This window comes from Marinobacter sp. 1-4A, assembly GCF_016597725.1.
Classification (GTDB): domain Bacteria; phylum Pseudomonadota; class Gammaproteobacteria; order Pseudomonadales; family Oleiphilaceae; genus Marinobacter.
In genome coordinates this window covers 92,488-112,324 of sequence record NZ_VCGY01000005.1, presented here as the reverse complement: position 1 = coordinate 112,324, position 19,837 = coordinate 92,488, and the positions used below count along the sequence as shown (strand labels likewise).

Genomic DNA, 19,837 nt, shown 5'->3' with positions numbered 1-19,837 from the left:
TAAGCTGAGGAGTAGAGAGAAGGGTTGGCAGTTAGGCCGTTCGTCGCTGCCGTTCAGGGTTTCGATAATCCTGATAACTGTCCTGTTAAGCAAGAATGGGTGAGGCAACTCGATTTCTCCACTCTGGAAAAAGTCAGCGGTTCTTATGTCACCGACGAACTTCGTGACAGGGAAGGCGATGTTATCTGGTGTGTGCGCTGGGGAGAGAGCTGGCTTTATGTGTATTTACTGTTGGAATTTCAGTCTACGGTGGATAAATACATGGCTGTCCGGGTTATGAGCTATCTGGGGCTGCTTTATCAGGATTTGATTCGCCAAAAAAATCTGACGCCTAATGGCAAGCTGCCTCCGGTACTGCCTTTGGTTCTATGCAATGGCGAAAAGCGTAGCCTGCCATAAGTGCTGAGGCTTGGAGCTGTATAAATAAACAGTATTTCTTGATTTCTGTAACAGGTTAAGGCGACAATGTCAGCCCAAGAAATCAGCAAGGAGCGTCATCGTGCCAAGGAATTCGGCCAGCCCACCTACGAGTCATGATCAGAACTTCAAAAACCTGATTCTGGACTATCCGGTTCAAGCTATAAATCTGTTCAGCCCTCAAGAATCAGAAGCGATTCTTCCGCGACCAACGAACAACTGGAAATATGGGTGACGGCAATTTTATCTGAAGAAACGTTGGAAGCCTTGCTCGCTTGGGAGAGCTGATTAGAGCTGGCTATAGATCGCCATGGAAACCTCAAAGGCCCGATGGTTTCTCGGTCAGAGTTGAATTCTGATTACGGAAGTGATCGACCCAAACTGAGGTGTCTACCAGAATGTTCATGGTGTGAGGGTGGTTTCGACTTCTGGGCCTTTGCTGTTCTCTGCTAGATTTACACAGTTATCCGATTTAAACTAACTATTGTAAACTAACCTAGGAGGGGTTCATGGAATCCGTAAATATGCATGAAGCGAAAACCCGGCTCTCGCAGTTGGTTGCCCGGGCTGTGAAAGGAGAGGCGTTCATTATTGCAAAAGCGGGTAAGCCAGTTGTGCGTGTTACGGCAATTGAAGCCCCCGAAACCGGGAAGCAGAGGCGGATTGGTTTCATGGCAGGTGAGTTTCAGGTTCCTGATGATTTCGATCGGATGGAGCAAGATGAGATAACCGAAATGTTCGAGGCCTGATGTGAACCTGCTCCTCGACACCCATGTATTGCTTTGGGCAGCGACCGGGCATCGGAGCTTGTCAGCTGAAGCAGTTGGGCTGATTAGCGATCACGCGAACACTTTATATTTCAGCGCGTCTAGTCTTTGGGAAGTTGTTATAAAAAACAATCTGGGCCGACAAGACTTTCAAGTGAGCCCCAGTATATTGAGGCGGGGGCTTATGGATAACGGCTATCTGGAGTTACCTATAACTTCTCGGCATACGTTGGCCGTGAGTTACCTGCCTGATATTCATAAAGATCCATTTGATCGGATTCTGGTTGCCCAGGCAGAATCTGAGGGCTTTCTATTACTCACTGCTGATGAACTGGTGGCCCGCTACCAAGGTTCTGTTCGGCGAGTGTGATGTGTAGAGGTAGGCTTGGACAGGCACCGCTCCGGGCCCAAACTCAGCCGTTCCAGAATCGACAATGCCTTGTCATCAATAGCGGTTTCAAAGAAGAGCTTCCTCGGTATCCAGAGCTTGAGACTTGAACCGGCTTTCCAACCAACTTGACGGGATCAAGTTGGAACAGCCGGATTTGCCCTTCAATCCATCCCCGCCGGTGTTCATAACATCGGCCTGTCGCTTGATCTTTCCCGTATAGACAGGTGCGGCGTACGCAGCGTGAGATCACGTGATGGAGGGGGTATCTGAAACGCAGACTAGTTCTGCTCGGGCTCTGGGCATGGTGAAATCCTTTCTTATGTCACTGACGAACTTCGTGACAGAGAAGCTGATGTTATCTGGCGCTGCTTTATCAGGATTTGATTCGCCAAAAAAGTCTGACGCCTAATGGCAAGCTGCCTCCGGTATTGCCTTTGGTTCTATACAATGGCGAAAAGCGTTGGAAGGCTGCTCAAAATATTAGCCAATTGATCGAAACCATTCCGGGTGCTGCTGCCCGATAGAATGCCGGGCATGGAATTGCCAGAATTCAACAGCCTGCAAGATTTGCACGAGGTACACGATATGTTGTCAGAGCGGATAAAAAAGTGGCCTGACCGCTGGCCGCCAGAGGGCTGCTCGTTTACAGAGACCTATAACATGCTCGTATTGCTGCTGGTCAGTGGACTAGGTGGAGCTTTTTTTCACTACGCTTATCTGCGTGGTGTAGTGCTTGGGTCTGTAAGTAAAAGCTTTTCTGTGTGGGCGCGGTGTGTTGCGGCCAGCGCCCTATTGTTGGCTGTCTCAGCGAGTGTCATTACTCGCTACTTTTACCCGGATGCGCCCTATGCACTTACCATTGCTTTATGGCCGCTATTCATGCTTGCGTTGGAGCCGGGCTATAGGGTTGTTTCCTGCGCTAGAGATGTTGTTTCTCGAGATATCGAGGATAGGTAATGTTTGTTAAGTGTGTCATGAGTAAAAAATGGTGCGACATGAAACGGGTAGGCGCTCTCTTGATTGGAGTGACCGCTTGCTTTAGCTCAATGCTGAAGGCATCCGATTCGGCTTACCCTGTTGATGAAGAGCGGCTTTTAGTTGCCCAAACATTTTTGACGCTGCATTTGTGCTCAAGCTATTCCCAAGAGTATGAGCAGGTCAGCATTGAGGATGACCGTTATAGTCGTGTCGCGTGGATGCTTCACGATTGGGCAATGAGCACTGGCTGGAAAGAGCGCGATTTTTCATCTGTAATGGTCATTGCGCATGAACAGAGGGCACAACTGGATATGCGAACTGGCGAAACAATGGAAAGCTTTAAAGAGCGCCATCAATCCGGTGAGCCCTGTGAAAATGCCGTAAAGCTCGCCGAATCTTATGTGGCAGAAGGGGAGTAGTAGTTGAGGGCGGAGTGTGCAAAGCCTGCCCTGAGTGAGATAGACCCGGTCAGTTGGGCAGCTTGCAGTCGTAGTTATTTCTTATCTCGGCCCCCTCGTAGCTCGCGAAACTATTAGAACTGTCATACCGCAAAAAGGAAGGCCTGACATTTCAGTTGACCTTGAAAATCTGATTTCGACTTGCTCAGGGATATTATGTCGTGCAGCGCGTGCTATGAAAGGGCGACCCGCTCAGCTGGATCGTGATTTGCAGAATGCGCTAGGCAGCTAACATGTATCTTAAGTTTTCTATTGTGATTGTGCTGACTGCCATAGTAGTTGGGTGTGTGACTTCAAAACAGCCAAGTGCTGATGCTTGGGGTGAATACCAGTCTTTTGAAAAAGAGCTTTCAAAAGAAAGTGGAGCGGTGGAGTTGTCGCCCCATCTGTCGGGCCGACTCATGTCTTTCGTCGATCAGGCTGCCAGCGACGAAGAGCGTCGCCAGTTTATGGCTGAGGTTGCTTACCCAGTGTGGGTTGCAAATGAAATGGCCCACTATCAGAAACCAGCAGATAACGGTGGCATCTGCCTAACTGTCAATGGGCTGGCGTCTGACGGCGAGCCTGCGAGCGTCTCCATAAAATATGTTGTGGAAGGGCGTCGCCTAAAGGCCGACGAAGTCCATTATGAGTTAGTGGATGATGAGAGTCAGCTGCGGAAGCATGCCCAGTGTCCGTCTGAATTTAGCTTGGATTACCCTTAGTGGATGGTTGTTATAAGCTGCATAGCTAATGTGGTTTTCCAAAACCTCTGCGGTTTTGATCTCAGGGCTTTTGCGGTCTTTAATGCGTTCATTTAGCAGCTATGGTGAGCCCGGGTATTCAAATCGACATCCACACAGCACTGCATAGCATATTAGAGCCGCAAATCCGCCTCACCCAGCGGCAATAAATCCTTTAGGTCGTATACACCCATCACCAGTACGCGAGCTTTGGCTATGGTGTGCCCGGCTTTGAAGGGTATGAAATTCCATTTGGTGCCAGCTGCCACTGATTATCATAGACAGGCACGTCCCCCGGCGTTTCTGCATAAGCAAGGTAAGGAGTGGTTAAAGGTAATGTTGGAGCAGGGTGCGAATAACCTCTCGGCTTGTATTGGTGGTTATAGTGTTGCCCAATATTGGCGTGTGGGTATAATAACCACTAACGATGGAGAAGGAGCTTGTGTGAACAGTGCTGAAGTGAAAAAGAAGCTCGAAAAAGATGGGTGGGAGTTGGTGCGAATAAATGGGAGCCATCATCACTTCAAGCATCCTGAAAAGCCAGGGTTGGTTACCTTGCCTCACCCCAAGTCGGAATTGGCAAAGGGCACGTTGAAGAGTATTTGGAAGCAGGCTGGCTGGCAATGATGGCTCGAAAGGGCAATTTATCAAACTTGAGGTAATTACTATGCGTTTTCCAGTAGCACTCCATACAGATGATGGAGAGAACTATAGCGTTACTGTGCCTGATATTGCTGGCTGTTTCTCTGCGGGTGCCAGTGAAGACGAGGCGCTGGATAATGCTCGCGAGGCGATTCTTGGGCACCTTGAACTGTTGGCAGAATTCGGTGAGGAGATCCCAGCTGCAAACTCTATTGCTGAGCATCGTGAAAATCCCGATTTTGAGGGTGCGGTGTGGGGTTTTGTTGAGATCGATGTAACACCATTTCTGGGCAAGGCGGAGAAGATTAATATCACAGTGCCCCGCTTGGTTTTGGTTCAGATTGATAGATTTGTGAAGGAGTACCCGAACAAGGCCAAGTCCCGCTCGGCGTTTCTATCTGAGGCCGCTTTGGAAAGAATGCGGAAGTTGCGGGGCGAAGCTCAAGCCTAAAGCGAACGGAGCAAAACAAAGATCATGAAAGATCATGGACAGGCATTGCATAACCTGATCTGATTTTGGAAAGCTCGGTGGATTTTTCTGCCTCGGGGCTTTGTCCTTTCTGACGCGTCTATTCGGCGTTACTGCAAAACCGTGCCAACATGCCACCAGAGATTTCTGGGAATTAGTGGGTTTCAGACGGGCGCAATTCTCGGCTGGAGCGCGATGGCACCATCGCTCCGGATCCAAATTCAGCCGCTTCAAAATTGGCAGTGCCTTCTCATCAATGGCTCCGCGTTGTCACTTCGGCTGATCCGCCCGGTGCAATCTACCAGTTCCAGATGATCTTCAAGGCTAAACAGGATTCCGCGCTGAAAGCCGTTCTGAATCACGCCCTCAAAACTAAAAGAGGGGGTATCTGAAACGCAGACTAGTTCTGCTCGGGCTCTGGGCATCGTGAAATCCTTTCTTATGTCACTGACGAACTTCGTGACAGAGAAGCTGATGTTATCTGGCGCTGCTTTATCAGGATTTGATTCGCCAAAAGAATCTGACGCCTAATGGCAAGCTGCCTCCGGTCTTGCCTTTGGTTCTATACAACGGCGAAAAGCGCTGGCAGGCTGCTCAAAATATTAGCCAATTGATCGAAACCATTCCGGGTGCTGCTGCCCGATAGAATGCCGGGCATGGAATTGCCAGAATTCAACAGCCTGCAAGATTTGCACGAGGTACACGATATGTTGTCAGAGCGGATAAAAAAGTGGCCTGACCGTTGGCTTGCGGAAGGTAGGCGAGAAGGCATGCAGGTAGGCGTTGAAAAGGGTCGGCAGGAAGCCAGACGGGAAATTGCCAGAAACCTGATTGCGAGCACTGATATGAGCGATAGTGCTATTTCTGAGGTATCGTTGTTGCCAGTTGAGGAGGTCGCGAAACTGAGGGTGGAAACTCAGCATTGATTCATGGCTTATGAAATAATCATAAACAGGCACTCATAGCCTGATCTGATTCCAAAGGGCCCGATGGTTTCCACCTCCGGGCCTTTGCCGTTTCCTTACACTAATCTCACGAGCAACAAGAGACGCCGGTGTTATTGCTTCGGAAACTTAACCAAAAACAAGACGATTGGCTGGTTTGCATGGAAGCACTGTATGGAGCACTAGAATTAGAGCCGCAAGTCCGCCTCACCCAACGGTAATAAGCCCTTCAGGTCGTATAACACGCCATCTTGTTTCAGGTAGCCTCGTAGGTCGTCCGCGCTCATTGACGCATACTCGCTGTGCGCAACAGTCAGAATCACGCCGTCGTAAGAACCTTGTTCAGGCTGCTCGGTAAGCCTAATACCATACTCAAGCTCGGCCTCGGTACTGTCGGCCCAGCAGTCTGTGATATCTACCGTGCAACCAAACTCCTGCAGCTCTTTCACAACGTCTATGACTCGGGTATTGCGCAAATCCGGGCAGTTTTCTTTAAACGTAAACCCCATTACCAGTACCCGAGCTTTGGCTATGGTGTGCCCGGCTTTAATCATCGCTTTCACCAATTCAGCGGCCACGTATGCTCCCATGCCATCATTAACTCTTCGGCCTGCAAGGATGATTTCAGGGTGATAGCCGATAGCTTGGGCTTTGTGGGTTAGGTAATACGGGTCTACGCCAATGCAGTGGCCGCCCACTAAGCCGGGTTTGAAGGGTATGAAATTCCATTTGGTGCCAGCGGCTGCCAGAACTTCTTGGGTATCGATGCCTAGCCGGGCAAAGATCATCGCTAGCTCGTTTATCAAAGCAATGTTTAGGTCACGTTGGGTGTTTTCAATCACTTTGGCTGCTTCTGCCACTTTGATGGAGCTGGCTTTATGGGTGCCTGCGGTAATAATGCCCGCGTATAAGGCATCCACTTCATCGGCAATGGCAGGCGTAGAGCCAGAGGTGACCTTCACAATGCTGCTCACTCGGTGTTGCTTGTCTCCCGGATTGACCCGCTCAGGGCTGTAACCGGCGTGAAAATCCGCATTGAATTTCAAGCCAGACACCTTCTCCAATACCGGCACGCAGACTTCCTCGGTAGCGCCGGGGTAAACCGTTGATTCATAAATCACGATGTCGCCGCGCTTGAGTACACTGCCCACGCTCTCACTGGCTGCAATCAGAGGTGTTAGGTCCGGAGTGTTAAAACCATCGATAGGGGTGGGCACGGTTATGATAAAAATAGAGCAGTCGGCTATTGCATCCAGCGAATTAGTGAATGTTAGCTGGGTAGCTGCTGCGAGCTCTTCTGGCGAAACTTCACGAGTTAAGTCCTGACCGTTTTTTAGGTCGGCAATGCGGGTTGTGCTGATGTCGAAGCCAACAACTTGATGCTTTGCGCTAAAGGCCGCTGCCAGAGGAAGACCAACGTAACCCAGGCCTATGATAGCGATTTTTTTCATGGGGTGATCCGGTAGAAAGTGGATGAGAGGCCATGCAGGATTGGGCAGATTATATCTTGAGTGACGTATTGTGGACAGGTGCGGCTTGGGCTGTAACGGTTTTCGTCGATAGTTACGGCGGTGCGCATAGTTTTGCCTAAGCTATGGTTGAGGATGCCCTAAGCATGATGGTCAAGGTACTCACTGATCGCATTCCGGGTAAGGTCGTTCAGGGAAATGCTTTTGCGGCGGGCTGTTATGCTGGCGGCAAGATGCAAATCATGGCCAATTCGAACGTTGAAGGAACCTTTGCAAGGTGATTCCGGCTCGATGTTCAGATCGCTACACGTTTTCAGATAGTCATCTACAGCTTCTTTGAACGCTTTATTAAGCTCTGCCACGGTCCCTGCTTCGTAATTGACCAATGAGCGAATGAACTGGAGTTTCCCGAACAGGCAGTTATCCTCTGTGCTCACTTCGATGGATCCGTAGTAGCCCTTGTGTTCCAACATAGTGCTCATTCGATTAGCCCTCCGGCTTTAAGGTTTTCAATTCTTGCCATGTGAAGGTGCTTCTTCGATTCTGTAATTTCGCCAGTAGCTTTCCGTGCTTCGACATCGTCTTCTCCATATTGCAACTAATATTAGTTGCAATTCTTTGAGTTGTCCATTTCATTGAATTCGAAAGTCAGCCTGAAGTCTGTTCCAGTGTTGCTCTTCAGTCATCCCTCAGCAAACTCTTCCAGGGGCCGTCATTCAAGTCTTTAGTAGCATCTTCTCTGATTGGATCTGATACTTTCTGCTCTAGCACGGCAATCACCGCCCCAAGCTTGTCTTTTGGGATAAGCGTTAGTTCGCTGCTGAGCGCTTGCGCTATGAGTTCCAGAGTGTCCAGTCTGGGATTCCCTTTGGACTCCAGTCGTTGATACTGCTGGCGAGAGATGCCAGCGCGGAACAGCATATCGCTCTGAACGTGCCCAATCTAAAAGTTTGATCTCGAACCGTGAAAAAGCACTCATGCTAGCGCAGCGAGCTGTGTCAGTGTTGGTTTATGATGCTGTGCGCATTATGAAAGAGTGATTGGAGCGAAGGATCAGCAATTCCTGCTGCGAATGAGGCCATGATCAAATTCGTGTCTCATCGGGGCATTTTGCCTGAGCAATAAAGTCCGTTTTTGAGTCAACATAAAGTAAATTCGCGTCGTTCATTTTCAAGCGCCCATCCTCTTCAAGGAGTTCAATTGAGAGGCTTCCAATATCACCGTGAAGAGTTTCGCCGTTTAGAGTAAGACAAGCGCCGGAAGCGATGCTTTTTTCATAATGTTCAAAAGTGACTGAGAAGTAACGAGGGTAGGCAAGCATTTCTTTGATATAGGGCCGATCTTCCTTGCTTGCCTCACGAATATCTTGATAGGCGTGAGCGCTGAAAAAAGGGGCATAATCGGTATCTAGGCCATTTTTCTCCAATGCTACCCGAAAGCGTTCGTAAGTTTTCCACGCATTCTCTTGCTCAGTTGGGTTCGAAGCACATCCTTGAATGAAAAACCCAGAGATCAGGAGGCTTGAAATCGCTAGCGCTGTTGGAGTGGGGTTGATCAGGTGCATTATTCGTAGCCGTCTGGCTATGAGGTGCCTGCAAATGCTATTACAGATCATGAAGGCGGGCTCGGAAACTGGCAGTTTGGTCTGGCAGGCGATTCCGCGCCGTCATCCAGATACTGTGCATGTACTTCGTCTTGCAACCATCTACCGTCTTCTCGGGTAAACTTGACATGCATAGCGAGCATGCCGGAATCTGAAGCCTCTCCAAAGATCATCAGGCATCCATTTTCACCGATACTTGTCGACAAGGGCGCTGCAGGTGGGCTGGCAAATAGTGCAGGGTACTTCAGCACTGGTTGGAAATTATGGAGCGCAATCGGCTGGCCACTATTGTCGAGTGTCCCAAAGAACATTTCTCTTGCCGAGCGACTCCAATGACTAGCAAGATTTTTGAGAGAGGCTGTATCGCGCACAAGCTTAACATACAGTATGTACTCGGCTTCGATACCTGTGCGCCTTTCGTCTACCGAAGTTGCAGTTGTGCAGGCTACAAGTGTAAAAGGAATTATGAGTATTGTGAGTAAGCGCAAGAAAAAAGAACTGGGTAACCTATTCATCTGATCTCCGGCAGGGTGGGTGTTATCGTGGGGAAAAGGCGCTGTCAACAGAGCGTTCAAAGCATGAATCTGCATTGATCACTCTCGATGCCTGATTACGCTTTTAATCACCGAGAGTCTCCCTAAGCCTCAGTCAAATAATTACCAGCAAACACCTGCAAATCTTCCGACACCCGTTGTCGAATCGTCGTTCTGTCGAGCGGATCAAGGCCATACTTCTCGGCGAGCAGTTCAAAGTCTTCGTCTTTTAGCGTAATGGTTAACCGGGGTCTGGCCCGGTTTTTTTGATAGGGCAGTTGCAGCACCTTGCGCACCATATCTGAGGTCGACATATCTTGTAGCGCGGCCGATACGCGAAACGCCCGCTGAATGTCGTTGGAGAGATCGAAGGCCATTTGTACGGCCTGAACAGCTTTCTCTTCCTTTGACCAGTCCGGTGGTGTAGCCATGGGATTAACCTGAGGTTTGCGCCCTAGTACTTCGATATGAAAAGTACGAGGGCGCTAATTTTACTGGGCGGGTTTGTCTTTCAGGCGGGCAAGTACGCTGTCAATTGCATCTTGTTCGCCATCGATGCCAGCCGCTTTCAGCTTTTCGTCCAAGTCAGCGCCAGTCAGTTCTTTTTCGAGGGTAGCGCTGGCGGTTTGCCGGTCTTCTTCCCGGGCTTGCCGCTCACGAATACGCTCAAGGGTTTCCTTGGCGGTGCTCAGTGAGGACTGCTGGCTGTTGATGTTGGTGTCAATCTGGGCGGTGGTGCGTAGCACTCGCTCATTGGTTTTCACCACTTGCAGTTCCCGGCGGTAGTCGGCCAGTTGCTTTTCAGCCCGCTGAACCCGTTCTTTGAGCCCTGCAATCCGTTGCTGCAATATCTCTCGGGTCTGTGTCAGTTCGGATCCACGGCGCTCATGGCCAACAATGCGCTCGGCTACTTCTCTGGCCAGTTCTTCTTGGCCAGCTGTAAGGGCTTTGCGGGCATCTTGTTCGCGTTTGTTGGCGCTGTCTTGCTCAGAGCGGATTTGCCGGGCCAAAGAGGCGGATTCTGCCATTAAGGCGGCGAGCTCCTGTTTGGCTTGCTTCAGTTCTTGCTCAGAGTCCCGCAGTTCTTGTTCCAGAATGCGGTTGCCTTGGCTATCTACAACAGCTTCGCCTAGCTCATTCACGCTGCCGCGCATTGCGGTTAGAATTTTATTCAGTACAGATCTCATGTCTCAGCCCTCACTTAAGCCAGATAGTCTTCAAACGTCTGTAACAAGTCGATGGCATTCTCGGCCAGTGTTACCAGTTCTTGCATGATCTCGGCGGTGCCTGAGGTTGGGCTGAGAGCGCCATACACCACATAGTGATCACCGGTTTTTCCAAGTGAGCTAAGGGGCATGGGTACGCTGAGTCGTAGCATGTTTTCATGAAGTTCGTTTACACGTTGCGGGAGCAGCTCTTGCTCTTCAAAAAGGTAAGCAAGGCACAGAATTTGAGTGTCGGTTACCGTAACGTACACCGGTGTTTCTTCTGCTCCGGAAACCGTTACCTGAAGCACCGGTTCTTCTCCGACTATCGGCATGACGTCGAAGGTTCGGCCGGCATGCGTAGAGTCACCCAGAGTTAGGGTGAGAGTTTGAATATCCACGAATAGCTCCTTCCTGTGGCGTTGAATCGATTCGGCCGATCCGGACGAACCTTGTCCTACTGCTTGACATTTTATGTCAATAATTTGAGTCTATACCTCGCAATTAAACATTTGCAAGAAATAGTTTAATTGCGATATAACGACGGTCTTGGCTGACACAAACTGTCATATTTTGAGTTCACCGGAATGGATAGTCTGGTTGCGTATGGAAACATTCTTAAACACTGCTTTTTCCTTCCCTACAGTGGTTTTCTCCATATTTTTGTGTGTGGCCATCATTTATTGGCTGATCTCCCTTTTTGGAATGGGTGATATCGAGGCAGATGGCGATATTGATGCCAATGGCGATTTCAGCGGCCTGATGGTGACACTTGGGCTTCAGGGCGTGCCTTTGCCTTTGGTGCTCACGCTTTTGTTTTTAACAGGCTGGTTGGCCAGTTACTTCACTGATCTAATTTTCGGAACCTTGATTCCTAGCGGTATGCTGCACTGGCTGTACGGCGCGGCTGTAATCCTTGCCGCATTGATTCTTGGGCTGTTGGCTACTTCGATGTTGGTGCGTCCTCTGCGGCCGCTATTTCGTCGGGCTTTTCTACAGCCGCTACAAAAGCGCATTGTTGGTACGCCTTGTGTGGTGATTTCTTCAACGGTTACTGAGGTTTCAGGCCGTGGTGAAGCCATTCTTGATGGCGCTCACCTTGTTCTTCAAATACGCAGTCATTCACCGCTTTCCCATCGGGAAGGGGCGGTCATTATTGAACACATTCCGGATGAAAACGCTTGGTGGGTTGTTCCGGAGTCCGAATTTTATTCCGGTGATTCTGCCGGATAACCCCGCGCTTATACTCTTTTAACCAGCTTAGGAGAATTGCTAAATGGATTTATCGTGGATGATGCCGGTACTGACGACAGTCGGTGTTCTGGTCTTGCTGATACTGGGTGTGCTTACCCTGTTCAAGGCGTTCTATCGCAAGGTCGATCAGGGGCAGGCTCTGATTGTGAACGATCTTTCTCCTACGCCAAAGGTGTACTTCACGGGCGCCATGGTGTTGCCGGTTATTCACCGCGCCGAGACCATGAAAATCTCGGTTATCACTCTAGAGTTGAACCGCACTGGTAAGGAAGGGTTGATCTGTAAAGACAATCTGCGGGCAGATATCACCGTTGCTTTCTACTTACGTGTCAATGAAACCCCGGAAGATGTATTACGCGTGGCCAAGTCAGTAGGAGTTGGCCGAGCATCTGATCGCGATGCGGTAAATACGCTGTTTAACGCCAAGTTCAGTGAAGCTCTGAAAACGGTTGGTAAAAAACTGGAGTTCATGCAGCTTTTTGAGGAGCGCCAGCATTTCCGTGATTCCATCATTGAAACCATTGGCGAAGATCTTAATGGCTACATTCTTGAAGACGTTGCCATCGATTATCTGGAACAAACGCCGAAAACCTCTTTAGACCCCAACAATATTCTCGATTCCGAGGGTATCAAGCGGATTACTGAAATCACCGCGTTTCACAATGTGGAAACAAACCGCTTAGAGCGCGATCAAGAGCTCGAAATTCAGCGGAAGAATGTATCTGCACGAGAGGCCTCGCTGGAGTTGGAGCGCAGCCAGGCAGACGCAGAAGCCCGCCAACGCCGTGAAATTGAAACCCTGCAAGCTCGTGAAACATCCGAGACCGAGCAGGTGCGTGAACAAGAGCGCGCCCGCGCTGAGTCAGCCCGCATTAAAACCGATGAAGAGCTGGCTATTGCCGATGAAAACAAGCAGCGCCAGATTGAAATGGCCATGAAGGCGCGTGAGCGGGCGGTGCAGATTGAAGAAGTGCGGATTCGTCAGGCCCGTGAGCTGGAAGATGTAAACCGCGAAAGGGCGGTAGAAATCGAACGCATTGGTATGGAAAAGGCGCTTGAAGGCGAGCGCAAGGAAATTGCAGATATAACCAGTCAGCGGATTGCGGTTGAACGCAATGTAGCTGAAGAAGAAGAGAACATTAAGGATGTTCGCAACCGCTCTGAAGCTGAGCGGCTTAAAGTCACCAAAGTGGTTGCGGCTGAAGCCGACGCTGATGAGCTTAAACTGAAGGATGTAAAGGCTGCAGAAGCGGCGTTTGAGCGCTCTAAGCTAGAAGCTGAACAGATTCGCGTAACGGCTCAGGCGGAGTTGGACGCGGCTGAGAAGCAAGCCATTGCGGATGAAAAACGGGCTCGTGGTCGTCAAGCTATGTCTGCCTCCGATGGGCTGGCTGAAGCTCAGGTTAAAGAGGCTCAGGCGTCTGCTATTCGTGCTGACGGTCTGGCCCGCGCAGATGTTAAATCGGCAACAGCGAAGGCTGACGAAGAAGCTGGAATGGCCGAGATTCGGGTGCTGGAGCAGCGTCTTGAAACAGAAGCCATGGGTGAAGAAAAGCTGGGTCTAGCGAAAGCGGATGCCCGAAAGGCCATGGTGCTGGCGGAAGCTGAAGGGCAAGAGCGTATGGGTCATGCTAAGGCAGATGCTCGTGAGGCTATGGCTAAAGCAGAAGCATCCGGTCTGGTGGAGAAGTTGAAGGCCTATAACGGCATGTCTGAAGAGGCTCGTCACTTCGAAGAATTCCGCATGAACTTGGAAGTTCATGAGAAAGAAGTGATGGCAAAGATTGAAGCGCATCAAACCGGTATTCTGGAAAATGGCCGTGTAATGGCGGCGGCATTGAAGGATGCAAAGTTCGAAATGATCGGTGGCGACGGCGGCATTTTCGAAAAGTTTGCTCAGGGCTTGGGTTATGGAAAGAGCGTTCAAGGCGTGCTAGACAAGTCTCCGTCGCTGCAAGCGGCTCTGGCTGGTATAGCTGGGCGCGCAGCTGGTGATAAGCCAAACCATAGCTCTGAAACGGCTTAACACTCCGATACCATCAATGCCTAGTGAGGCATTGATGGTGCTTGTCTTCTTTCAGTTTACCTCTTTCCCTTAGTTCAGGATGATTTGGTATGTCGACGGATCGCACCGGTCTTGAGAGCATTGTTCAGGAAGGCTCTGCCTTTGAAACCATCCAGCGCCGCCTTAAAGAGCAAGGCGAGCAGCTTCGTGAACAGGTTTTAAAGCTTAATCAGGCCCGCGAAGAAATTTTCGGCAGTGCTGGCATGAATGTGCTCGGGCGAGCACGAGTTAGAACTGAAAATAACGCCATCGCCCGGGATGTGGTGCGCCTTGGCGATAAGCTGTTGTTCGGTTTTAACCTGCAGCTTGGGTTGCGAAAAACGATAGAGTTAAACGATGTTTTTTGCCTGTATCACCTAAGTGATAGCGACGATGGTTTCGAAATGACCGAAGCCGCCATAGAAGGCACCTTCCTGACAGATGTACGGTTTGCTACAGATTTTCGCGAATTGCAGCAGTACTACAACACAGCCACTTTGTCTCAGCTAGTTGTTCTTAAAGGCATGTTGCTGATGTCGTTTCGCATCGGCGACAAGCTGAGTGACTTGCGGGTTTTCCGCTGGGAACTCAAGTCCAATGGTGAGGTTAACCGCTACATAGACAACCGGGGAGAGCGAGACCTTACCTTTCCGGATCGGTACAGCTTTCCTTGGAAAACGGTTGGTCGCGACTCTCAGGTACAGGGGCGTTCTCCACACCTGAACATCGCCGATACGCTGTTTGTGGATAACCTCAGGGGCAACATTACCTTCAAGGTAGAGAACAACACAGCGACTGGTGAAGGCATTTATGCAGACCCGGTAGAGTCTGATTCCCAGTCGCTAGATGATGCCACATTCGATTATGCGGATTTGGGCGAGATACTGTTGGTTCGAATTCTGCCATTCAATGAAGAGCAGTGGCGCTATTACCTGTTCAACCGGACACAAAGGAACATTGAGCGGGTTGATAGCATGGCGGGTTCTGTGGCGTCGTTACCGGATAACCACGGGCTTATCTTTCCGTCGGGCTTTTACCTCACTACAGGCGAGCTAAAAACCTTTCAAATTCCCGAAGGGGATTTCCGCCTCAAACGCTCGTTGCGCTCGCCTAACGGTGAGGATGTGCTGTATGTGTTTTTTGAACAGCTCACCGGGCAGGTCATTCTTTTCCGCTATAACTTAATCCGCAAACAGGCGGATGTGCCACTGATAGGGCACGGTTTTGCTCTGTTTGAAAACGGGCATTTGGTGGTTTTCAGTGCCGACAAGGAACCCGCTCTGGTTCACCCTTTGCAGGTTTGGGAAACACCGTTTACCTCAGAGAGTTTTCATGCTAAAGCCAATATTGCCAACGACTCAGAGCTGGCGCGCATTGGCAACCCGGATTTGGTGCGCGGCATTGCCGAGTTGAATACCGTCATTACTCTGGTTGAAGCCAAAGGTGCCAGTGAGCGGCATTTCACGGCGTTGATTCGTACGCTTGATCGTGTTCTCGATCAGTTTTACTGGCTGACAGCAGCGCAAGATGAAGCGCTGTTTGCCGGTTTGCATGAGCAGTTAGGCACTATTCGTAATACTGCCGAGCTGGTACTGGATGAGTACGAAAAAGTTCAGAGTATTCGTGCTCAAACAGAAGCCGCAATCAACGAGGTGGCGGATGTCCAAAGCGCCTTGATGCGGGACTTGAAGCCAGACAGCTGGCAAGCGCCAGATCAGTTCGTGAGCTATTTGGCCCGGCTACGGGAACACCGGGGCCGGGTGCGAACGCTGAACGATCGCCGCTATGCAGATAAGGCCAGCATAGACCGGCTGGAGCAAGAGTTGGCAGAAGCCGAAGAGCGCTTGACTGAGCGCACCTTCCGTTTCCTTGCATCGCCGGAAGCGCTAGAGGGTTACCGCAAAACCCTAACAGAACTACAAACCGATCTGGCTGAGGCTGAGAGCCGCGACGCCTTGAAAGATATTGTGGAGCGGTATCGAGAGTTGACTGCCGGTCTGGATATGATTCAAGGAATGCTCGCTTCTATGGCGGGAAACGATGCAGCACTGGAAACCGCCATTACCGACAACATTTCAGGTATATACGCCAGTATCAATCAGCAGCGTTCGGAAGCGGAAATCCGCCTGAAAGAGCAAGGCAGTGCAGAGGCTAGAGCCCAGTTTGCCGCCCGCATTCGTTTGTTTGAACAGAGTCTGGCGAACGGCGTCAGCTCGCTTTCTGATGTGCGGGAATGCGATGGGTTGATGACTCGCATGCTCGACCAGCTGCAAGAGCTTGAAAGCCAATTTGGCGAATACGATGAATTTCTTGCTGCCGTGCTGGAGCAGCGTGAAAACGCCCACGAAAGTATTGAAGCCCGGCGTCAGCAGCTTCAGGACCAGCGCCAACGCCGGGTAACAACCCTGACGGATGCGGCTGAACGCATACTGAAAAACGTCAATCGTAGAACCGAACGCTTTACCAGTGTGGAAGAGTTGCACGCCTTTTTTGCGTCCGATGCCATGGTTGCGCGCTTGCGTAGCATGGCCGAGGAACTGCGGGAACTGGGCGCGGCTATGGAAGCCGATGATTGTTTGGGGCAGTTAAAAGCCGCTCAAGACACCGCCCTGCGCAGCGTTCGTGACAAAGCCGATATCTTTGAAGAAGGTGGGGCGGTCATACGCCTAGGCAAACACAAGTTCAGCGTGAACCAGCAGGAACTGGATCTCACACTCATCCCCCGGGATGACCATGTGCTGCTGCATTTGACCGGCACCCAGTATTACGAGCGGTTGGATGAGCCTGAGCTGGATCGCCTGCGGAGCTACTGGAATATGAGCCAGCCGTCTGAGTCTGGCAATGTTTACCGGGGGGAATACCTAGCGGCTCTGGTGATTGACGAATTCCGGAAGTCACAGGAGTTACAGGTTAACGTCGCCGATATTGAAGAGCTTACCGGCTATATCCGCACATTTGCATCGCCCCGCTACCGCGAAGGCTATGAAAAGGGTATCCACGACCACGATGCTGCGTTGATTGTTAGCACTCTATGGCCAGCTATTCAAAATGCAGGGTTGCTACGCTTTAGTCCCAAAGCCCGGGCGCTTGCCATGCTGTTCTGGGCCGAGCTGAGCCAGCAGAAGGCTTTCGCACAGCAGTTACGTTCACGTTGTTTGTCGGCGGGCATACTCAGCCGCATGATGCAGTCCGGTGAGTTGCTGCAGGCCTTGGAGCAAGAAGTTGGCCCAAAACTCTTGGAGTATATTGAAACCCACAAACTTATCTTGGCTGAAAAGGGCAGTGCTGAACGCACCTTGTTGAACTCGGCTGCTGAGTATCTGGTTTTACAACTAGCAGAAGAGTCGGAAGCGTTTGAAATCACTCGTTATGCAGGTGAATTGGCGGAAGGCTTTGCGGAAGCTTTGAAACGCGATAGCCAGTTTACCCAATACCAAAACGCTTTGGGTGTGGTTGCCGACCAGCCAGCGGCTCGCTGGAGTATTACCCGTCACTGGCTAAAAGCCTGGATGGATAAAACAAACCAACAACATCTGTTGCATTATCTGCCGGAAGTAGTGGCGGTTCTCAATGCAGGGGAGGTTGTTACTACTAGAATACGCAGCGTGGAGTTGGCGTTTCAGATAGAAGGTTTGCTTGGCCAGCATGCCAACATTAACGAGCGAGCCCTGAGCTTGCAGTTGGATGAATACGAAGAGCGTTTGCGTTATCACCGGCAGGAGATCATTCCCGGTTGGCGACAGTTGCAAGAGGTTCGCCATCGGGTATTAGAAAAATGGCGCGACCAGTTGCGCCTTGAAGAGTACCAGCCCCGGCCACTTTCCTCCTTTGTGCGAAATAAGTTAATCAGCGAAAGCTACCTGCCGATCATTGGTGACAACCTGGCCAAGCAGATGGGCACCGCTGGCGAAGACCGACGCACCGACCAGTCCGGCCTGTTAATGATGATCTCGCCGCCGGGTTACGGTAAAACCACCTTGATGGAATACGTGGCCAACCGGCTGGGCCTGATCTTTATGAAGATCAACTGCCCAAGTCTGGGCCACGATGTCACCTCGCTGGACCCGGAGAAGGCACCGCATTCCACGGCGAAGGCGGAACTGGTCAAGCTGAACCTGGCGCTGGAAATGGGCAACAACGTGATGCTGTATCTGGATGATATCCAGCACACCCATCCTGAATTCCTGCAAAAATTTATCTCTTTGTGTGACGGCACCCGGCGCATTGAAGGCGTATGGCGTGGCCGCACCAGCACTTACGACATGCGAGGGAAGCGTTTCTGCGTGGTTATGGCCGGTAACCCCTACACCGAGAGCGGTGAAGTTTTCAAAGTGCCCGATATGCTGGCAAACCGGGCAGATATTTACAATCTTGGGGATGTGCTTTCGGGCATGGAACATGCGTTTGAGCTGTCCTATATCGAAAACAGCCTCAGCGCCAATCGGGTGCTGGCGCCGCTGGCCACCCGTGGCATGGCGGACTTCTACCGGTTCGCAGATTTGGCAGAAGGCAAGTCGGTTGCGGATTCAGATTTCGAACACGACTACAGCTCAGCAGAACGGGATGAAATTGTCTCGCTGCTGAAAAAGATGATGCGTGTTCGGGAAACTGTGTTGCGAGTTAACCAAGCGTATATTGCCTCCAGTGCTCAGGCTGAAGCTTATCGCACCGAGCCTACCTTCAAGTTGCAAGGCAGTTACCGGAATATGAATAAGCTGGCGGAGAAGCTGTCGCCGGTGATGAGTAATAAAGAACTGGAAGCCCTGATTGACGATCACTACCAAGGCGAATCCCAGTTGCTGACTCAGGGTGCAGAAGAGAATCTGCTTAAACTCAAGCAAATGCGCGGCACCATGACGGAAGCCGAAGCGAGCCGTTGGCAGGCCATTTGTGAAGAGTATCGGCGTCGCCAACAGGCGGGAGGCGATGAGGAAACCGGCGTTAAGGTTGTACGTCAGCTCGGCCTGATTGCCGAGCAAATGCAGCAACTAGGGCAGCAATTGATTGCTGGAATGGCTGGTCAACAAGGCTCTGAGCAGAATTTCAACAAGGCTTTAGGGGAGTTGTCTCGCTCTCTAGAAAATGGGCTAACCGAAGGCTTGCAGTCTGTGCAACTAAGCCCGGCTATAACAGTGAATTTGGAGAGCCCGCCGCAGGTCGGTGAAGCCCTCACGGCCTTTGCGCGGATTTTCGAGGAATCTATTGTTCCGTTAGTAAAACTGATGGACGGCAAGCTGGGCTTGGATTTAAAAACTCAGCGGGAAATGAGCCGTGTGTTAAGAGTGATCGGTGAGTTGCAAGATAAGTTGCTATCTCAGGATTCAGCAAATAACAATACACGGTTATAATCGAAATCACTCTGCTCTGCACACAGCATGTAAACCCAATACCAACACAAGGATCAAAACCAATGAAGGGACTCATAATTTCTATATTATTCTTATCCGCCTCCCTATCTCACGCGGGCACCTACCGCTGGGTTGATGAGAACGGGCAAACGCATTTCGGTGATAGGCCGCCCCAAAACGTTGTGACCAATGAGGTTCGCCTAAAGGCTGCTCCACCATCGGTTGATGCGGAAGCCCTTGCGCGCAAACAGCGCCTGAACGAGTTTCTTCAAAATAGTGAGAAAGAGCGTGAAGCCCGGTCAAAGGTTGTGGCTGAGCAGGAGGCTAAGGCTGCGAAGCAAAAAGCTTACTGTGAGGGTTTGCAAGCCCGGCTGAAGTATCTTGCGAGGGTTTCGGGTATCTATGAGTTGAACAAGGAAGGTGAGCGGGTTTTTGTAACTGACGAAGAGAACGAACGTATTCGCAAAGAGTTCAAAGCGCGCGTACAGAGAGAGTGTGGCGTGTAAGTCTGCTCAGTTTTATTGCCTCTGCCGCCGTGTAGGTGCTTGTGTAATGCGCTAAAGCCTTGCCAGAGGTACACTACTTGGCCTGAA

General features: G+C 50.7%; 24 protein-coding genes. 15 read left to right on the top strand and 9 right to left on the bottom strand.

What is annotated here, in order from left to right:
* Positions 1-99 precede the first annotated feature (99 nt).
* The 7 genes from FE845_RS12165 to FE845_RS12135 all read left to right on the top strand — a co-directional run bounded on the left by FE845_RS12165 (position 100) and on the right by FE845_RS12135 (position 3,715).
* Entirely contained in the window at positions 100-399 is a 300-nt protein-coding gene (locus FE845_RS12165) for an Rpn family recombination-promoting nuclease/putative transposase (RefSeq protein WP_200364974.1), read from the top strand.
* 527 nt (positions 400-926) lie between these two features.
* The gene (locus FE845_RS12160) at positions 927-1,166 is read left to right on the top strand and encodes a type II toxin-antitoxin system Phd/YefM family antitoxin (protein ID WP_200364972.1); all 240 of its coding nucleotides are present in this window, start codon (positions 927-929) and stop codon (positions 1,164-1,166) included.
* A 1-nt stretch (position 1,167) separates the two neighbouring features.
* On the top strand, positions 1,168-1,554 hold the full coding sequence (locus FE845_RS12155; protein ID WP_200364970.1) for a type II toxin-antitoxin system VapC family toxin: 387 nt from the start codon (positions 1,168-1,170) through the stop codon (positions 1,552-1,554).
* A 401-nt stretch (positions 1,555-1,955) separates the two neighbouring features.
* Positions 1,956-2,099, top strand: a complete 144-nt coding sequence (locus FE845_RS19005; protein WP_200364968.1) for an Rpn family recombination-promoting nuclease/putative transposase — start codon at positions 1,956-1,958, stop codon at positions 2,097-2,099.
* Between the two features lie 10 nt (positions 2,100-2,109).
* Positions 2,110-2,532: a hypothetical protein gene (locus tag FE845_RS12145; RefSeq protein WP_200364966.1), complete on the top strand. Its 423-nt coding sequence runs from the start codon at positions 2,110-2,112 to the stop codon at positions 2,530-2,532.
* A gap of 17 nt (positions 2,533-2,549) precedes the next feature.
* Positions 2,550-2,972: a hypothetical protein gene (locus FE845_RS12140; protein ID WP_200364964.1), complete on the top strand. Its 423-nt coding sequence runs from the start codon at positions 2,550-2,552 to the stop codon at positions 2,970-2,972.
* A gap of 272 nt (positions 2,973-3,244) precedes the next feature.
* Positions 3,245-3,715: a hypothetical protein gene (locus FE845_RS12135; RefSeq protein WP_200364962.1), complete on the top strand. Its 471-nt coding sequence runs from the start codon at positions 3,245-3,247 to the stop codon at positions 3,713-3,715.
* A 152-nt stretch (positions 3,716-3,867) separates the two neighbouring features.
* Here FE845_RS12135 and FE845_RS18835 read toward each other — a convergent pair whose 3' ends face one another.
* Complete coding sequence (locus FE845_RS18835; RefSeq protein ID WP_265092034.1) at positions 3,868-4,002, bottom strand: hypothetical protein; 135 nt, start codon at positions 4,000-4,002, stop codon at positions 3,868-3,870.
* On the opposite strand from FE845_RS18835, the gene FE845_RS19000 reads away from it, so the two are divergent.
* The 4 genes from FE845_RS19000 (at position 3,950) to FE845_RS12115 (ending at position 5,770) form a co-directional block, all read left to right on the top strand.
* A complete protein-coding gene (locus FE845_RS19000; protein ID WP_413785083.1) occupies positions 3,950-4,360 on the top strand; it encodes a type II toxin-antitoxin system HicA family toxin in 411 nt (136 codons plus the stop codon). The genes FE845_RS18835 and FE845_RS19000 overlap by 53 nt on opposite strands.
* Before the next feature lie 40 nt (positions 4,361-4,400).
* The gene (locus tag FE845_RS12125; RefSeq protein WP_200364960.1) at positions 4,401-4,826 is read left to right on the top strand and encodes a type II toxin-antitoxin system HicB family antitoxin; all 426 of its coding nucleotides are present in this window, start codon (positions 4,401-4,403) and stop codon (positions 4,824-4,826) included.
* Positions 4,827-5,346: 520 nt separating this feature from the next.
* Positions 5,347-5,490, top strand: a complete 144-nt coding sequence (locus FE845_RS18995) for an Rpn family recombination-promoting nuclease/putative transposase (protein ID WP_200364958.1) — start codon at positions 5,347-5,349, stop codon at positions 5,488-5,490.
* A 10-nt stretch (positions 5,491-5,500) separates the two neighbouring features.
* Positions 5,501-5,770: a hypothetical protein gene (locus tag FE845_RS12115; protein ID WP_200364956.1), complete on the top strand. Its 270-nt coding sequence runs from the start codon at positions 5,501-5,503 to the stop codon at positions 5,768-5,770.
* 206 nt (positions 5,771-5,976) lie between these two features.
* Here the strand turns inward: FE845_RS12115 and tviB are convergent, their stop codons facing one another.
* From tviB to FE845_RS12075, 8 genes are all read right to left on the bottom strand, one after another.
* Complete coding sequence (gene tviB, locus FE845_RS12110) at positions 5,977-7,239, bottom strand: Vi polysaccharide biosynthesis UDP-N-acetylglucosamine C-6 dehydrogenase TviB (protein WP_200364954.1); 1,263 nt, start codon at positions 7,237-7,239, stop codon at positions 5,977-5,979.
* A gap of 158 nt (positions 7,240-7,397) precedes the next feature.
* Positions 7,398-7,739, bottom strand: coding sequence for a type II toxin-antitoxin system HicB family antitoxin (locus tag FE845_RS12105; RefSeq protein WP_200364952.1), 342 nt, complete (start codon positions 7,737-7,739; stop codon positions 7,398-7,400).
* A gap of 196 nt (positions 7,740-7,935) precedes the next feature.
* Positions 7,936-8,178, bottom strand: coding sequence for a helix-turn-helix domain-containing protein (locus FE845_RS12100; RefSeq protein ID WP_200364950.1), 243 nt, complete (start codon positions 8,176-8,178; stop codon positions 7,936-7,938).
* 163 nt (positions 8,179-8,341) lie between these two features.
* A complete protein-coding gene (locus tag FE845_RS12095) occupies positions 8,342-8,821 on the bottom strand; it encodes a hypothetical protein (RefSeq protein ID WP_200364947.1) in 480 nt (159 codons plus the stop codon).
* A gap of 47 nt (positions 8,822-8,868) precedes the next feature.
* The gene (locus FE845_RS12090; RefSeq protein WP_200364945.1) at positions 8,869-9,450 is read right to left on the bottom strand and encodes a hypothetical protein; all 582 of its coding nucleotides are present in this window, start codon (positions 9,448-9,450) and stop codon (positions 8,869-8,871) included.
* 47 nt (positions 9,451-9,497) lie between these two features.
* Positions 9,498-9,824 carry a hypothetical protein gene (locus tag FE845_RS12085; RefSeq protein ID WP_200364943.1) on the bottom strand — a complete coding sequence of 109 codons (327 nt, stop codon included), beginning with the start codon at positions 9,822-9,824 and terminating at the stop codon, positions 9,498-9,500.
* Positions 9,825-9,884: 60 nt separating this feature from the next.
* A complete protein-coding gene (locus FE845_RS12080) occupies positions 9,885-10,580 on the bottom strand; it encodes a PspA/IM30 family protein (protein WP_200364941.1) in 696 nt (231 codons plus the stop codon).
* A gap of 14 nt (positions 10,581-10,594) precedes the next feature.
* Positions 10,595-10,999 carry a YjfI family protein gene (locus FE845_RS12075; RefSeq protein ID WP_200364939.1) on the bottom strand — a complete coding sequence of 135 codons (405 nt, stop codon included), beginning with the start codon at positions 10,997-10,999 and terminating at the stop codon, positions 10,595-10,597.
* Between the two features lie 205 nt (positions 11,000-11,204).
* Between FE845_RS12075 and FE845_RS12070 the strand changes: the two genes are divergently transcribed.
* The 4 genes from FE845_RS12070 to FE845_RS12055 all read left to right on the top strand — a co-directional run bounded on the left by FE845_RS12070 (position 11,205) and on the right by FE845_RS12055 (position 19,750).
* A complete protein-coding gene (locus tag FE845_RS12070; RefSeq protein WP_200364937.1) occupies positions 11,205-11,831 on the top strand; it encodes a hypothetical protein in 627 nt (208 codons plus the stop codon).
* 43 nt (positions 11,832-11,874) lie between these two features.
* A complete protein-coding gene (locus tag FE845_RS12065; protein WP_200364935.1) occupies positions 11,875-13,878 on the top strand; it encodes a hypothetical protein in 2,004 nt (667 codons plus the stop codon).
* A gap of 89 nt (positions 13,879-13,967) precedes the next feature.
* Positions 13,968-19,244 (top strand): DNA repair ATPase, encoded by a 5,277-nt coding sequence (locus FE845_RS12060; RefSeq protein ID WP_200364933.1) that lies wholly within the window; start codon positions 13,968-13,970, stop codon positions 19,242-19,244.
* Between the two features lie 62 nt (positions 19,245-19,306).
* Positions 19,307-19,750, top strand: a complete 444-nt coding sequence (locus FE845_RS12055; protein WP_200364931.1) for a DUF4124 domain-containing protein — start codon at positions 19,307-19,309, stop codon at positions 19,748-19,750.
* Positions 19,751-19,837 lie beyond the last annotated feature (87 nt).

What these genes read in the sequence shown, in the direction of transcription:
- FE845_RS12095 (WP_200364947.1), bottom strand. Translation starts at nt 8,821, where the DNA reads ATGCACCTGATCAACCCCACTCCAACAGCGCTAGCGATTTCAAGCCTC.
- FE845_RS12145 (WP_200364966.1), top strand. Translation starts at nt 2,110, where the DNA reads ATGGAATTGCCAGAATTCAACAGCCTGCAAGATTTGCACGAGGTACAC.
- FE845_RS12055 (WP_200364931.1), top strand. Translation starts at nt 19,307, where the DNA reads ATGAAGGGACTCATAATTTCTATATTATTCTTATCCGCCTCCCTATCT.
- FE845_RS12100 (WP_200364950.1), bottom strand. Translation starts at nt 8,178, where the DNA reads ATGCTGTTCCGCGCTGGCATCTCTCGCCAGCAGTATCAACGACTGGAG.
- FE845_RS12125 (WP_200364960.1), top strand. Translation starts at nt 4,401, where the DNA reads ATGCGTTTTCCAGTAGCACTCCATACAGATGATGGAGAGAACTATAGC.
- FE845_RS12115 (WP_200364956.1), top strand. Translation starts at nt 5,501, where the DNA reads ATGGAATTGCCAGAATTCAACAGCCTGCAAGATTTGCACGAGGTACAC.
- FE845_RS12105 (WP_200364952.1), bottom strand. Translation starts at nt 7,739, where the DNA reads ATGAGCACTATGTTGGAACACAAGGGCTACTACGGATCCATCGAAGTG.
- FE845_RS12085 (WP_200364943.1), bottom strand. Translation starts at nt 9,824, where the DNA reads ATGGCTACACCACCGGACTGGTCAAAGGAAGAGAAAGCTGTTCAGGCC.
- FE845_RS12090 (WP_200364945.1), bottom strand. Translation starts at nt 9,450, where the DNA reads ATGCAGATTCATGCTTTGAACGCTCTGTTGACAGCGCCTTTTCCCCAC.
- FE845_RS12065 (WP_200364935.1), top strand. Translation starts at nt 11,875, where the DNA reads ATGGATTTATCGTGGATGATGCCGGTACTGACGACAGTCGGTGTTCTG.
- FE845_RS12140 (WP_200364964.1), top strand. Translation starts at nt 2,550, where the DNA reads ATGAGTAAAAAATGGTGCGACATGAAACGGGTAGGCGCTCTCTTGATT.
- FE845_RS12135 (WP_200364962.1), top strand. Translation starts at nt 3,245, where the DNA reads ATGTATCTTAAGTTTTCTATTGTGATTGTGCTGACTGCCATAGTAGTT.
- FE845_RS12060 (WP_200364933.1), top strand. Translation starts at nt 13,968, where the DNA reads ATGTCGACGGATCGCACCGGTCTTGAGAGCATTGTTCAGGAAGGCTCT.
- tviB (WP_200364954.1), bottom strand. Translation starts at nt 7,239, where the DNA reads ATGAAAAAAATCGCTATCATAGGCCTGGGTTACGTTGGTCTTCCTCTG.
- FE845_RS12080 (WP_200364941.1), bottom strand. Translation starts at nt 10,580, where the DNA reads ATGAGATCTGTACTGAATAAAATTCTAACCGCAATGCGCGGCAGCGTG.
- FE845_RS19000 (WP_413785083.1), top strand. Translation starts at nt 3,950, where the DNA reads ATGGTGTGCCCGGCTTTGAAGGGTATGAAATTCCATTTGGTGCCAGCT.
- FE845_RS12160 (WP_200364972.1), top strand. Translation starts at nt 927, where the DNA reads ATGGAATCCGTAAATATGCATGAAGCGAAAACCCGGCTCTCGCAGTTG.
- FE845_RS12070 (WP_200364937.1), top strand. Translation starts at nt 11,205, where the DNA reads ATGGAAACATTCTTAAACACTGCTTTTTCCTTCCCTACAGTGGTTTTC.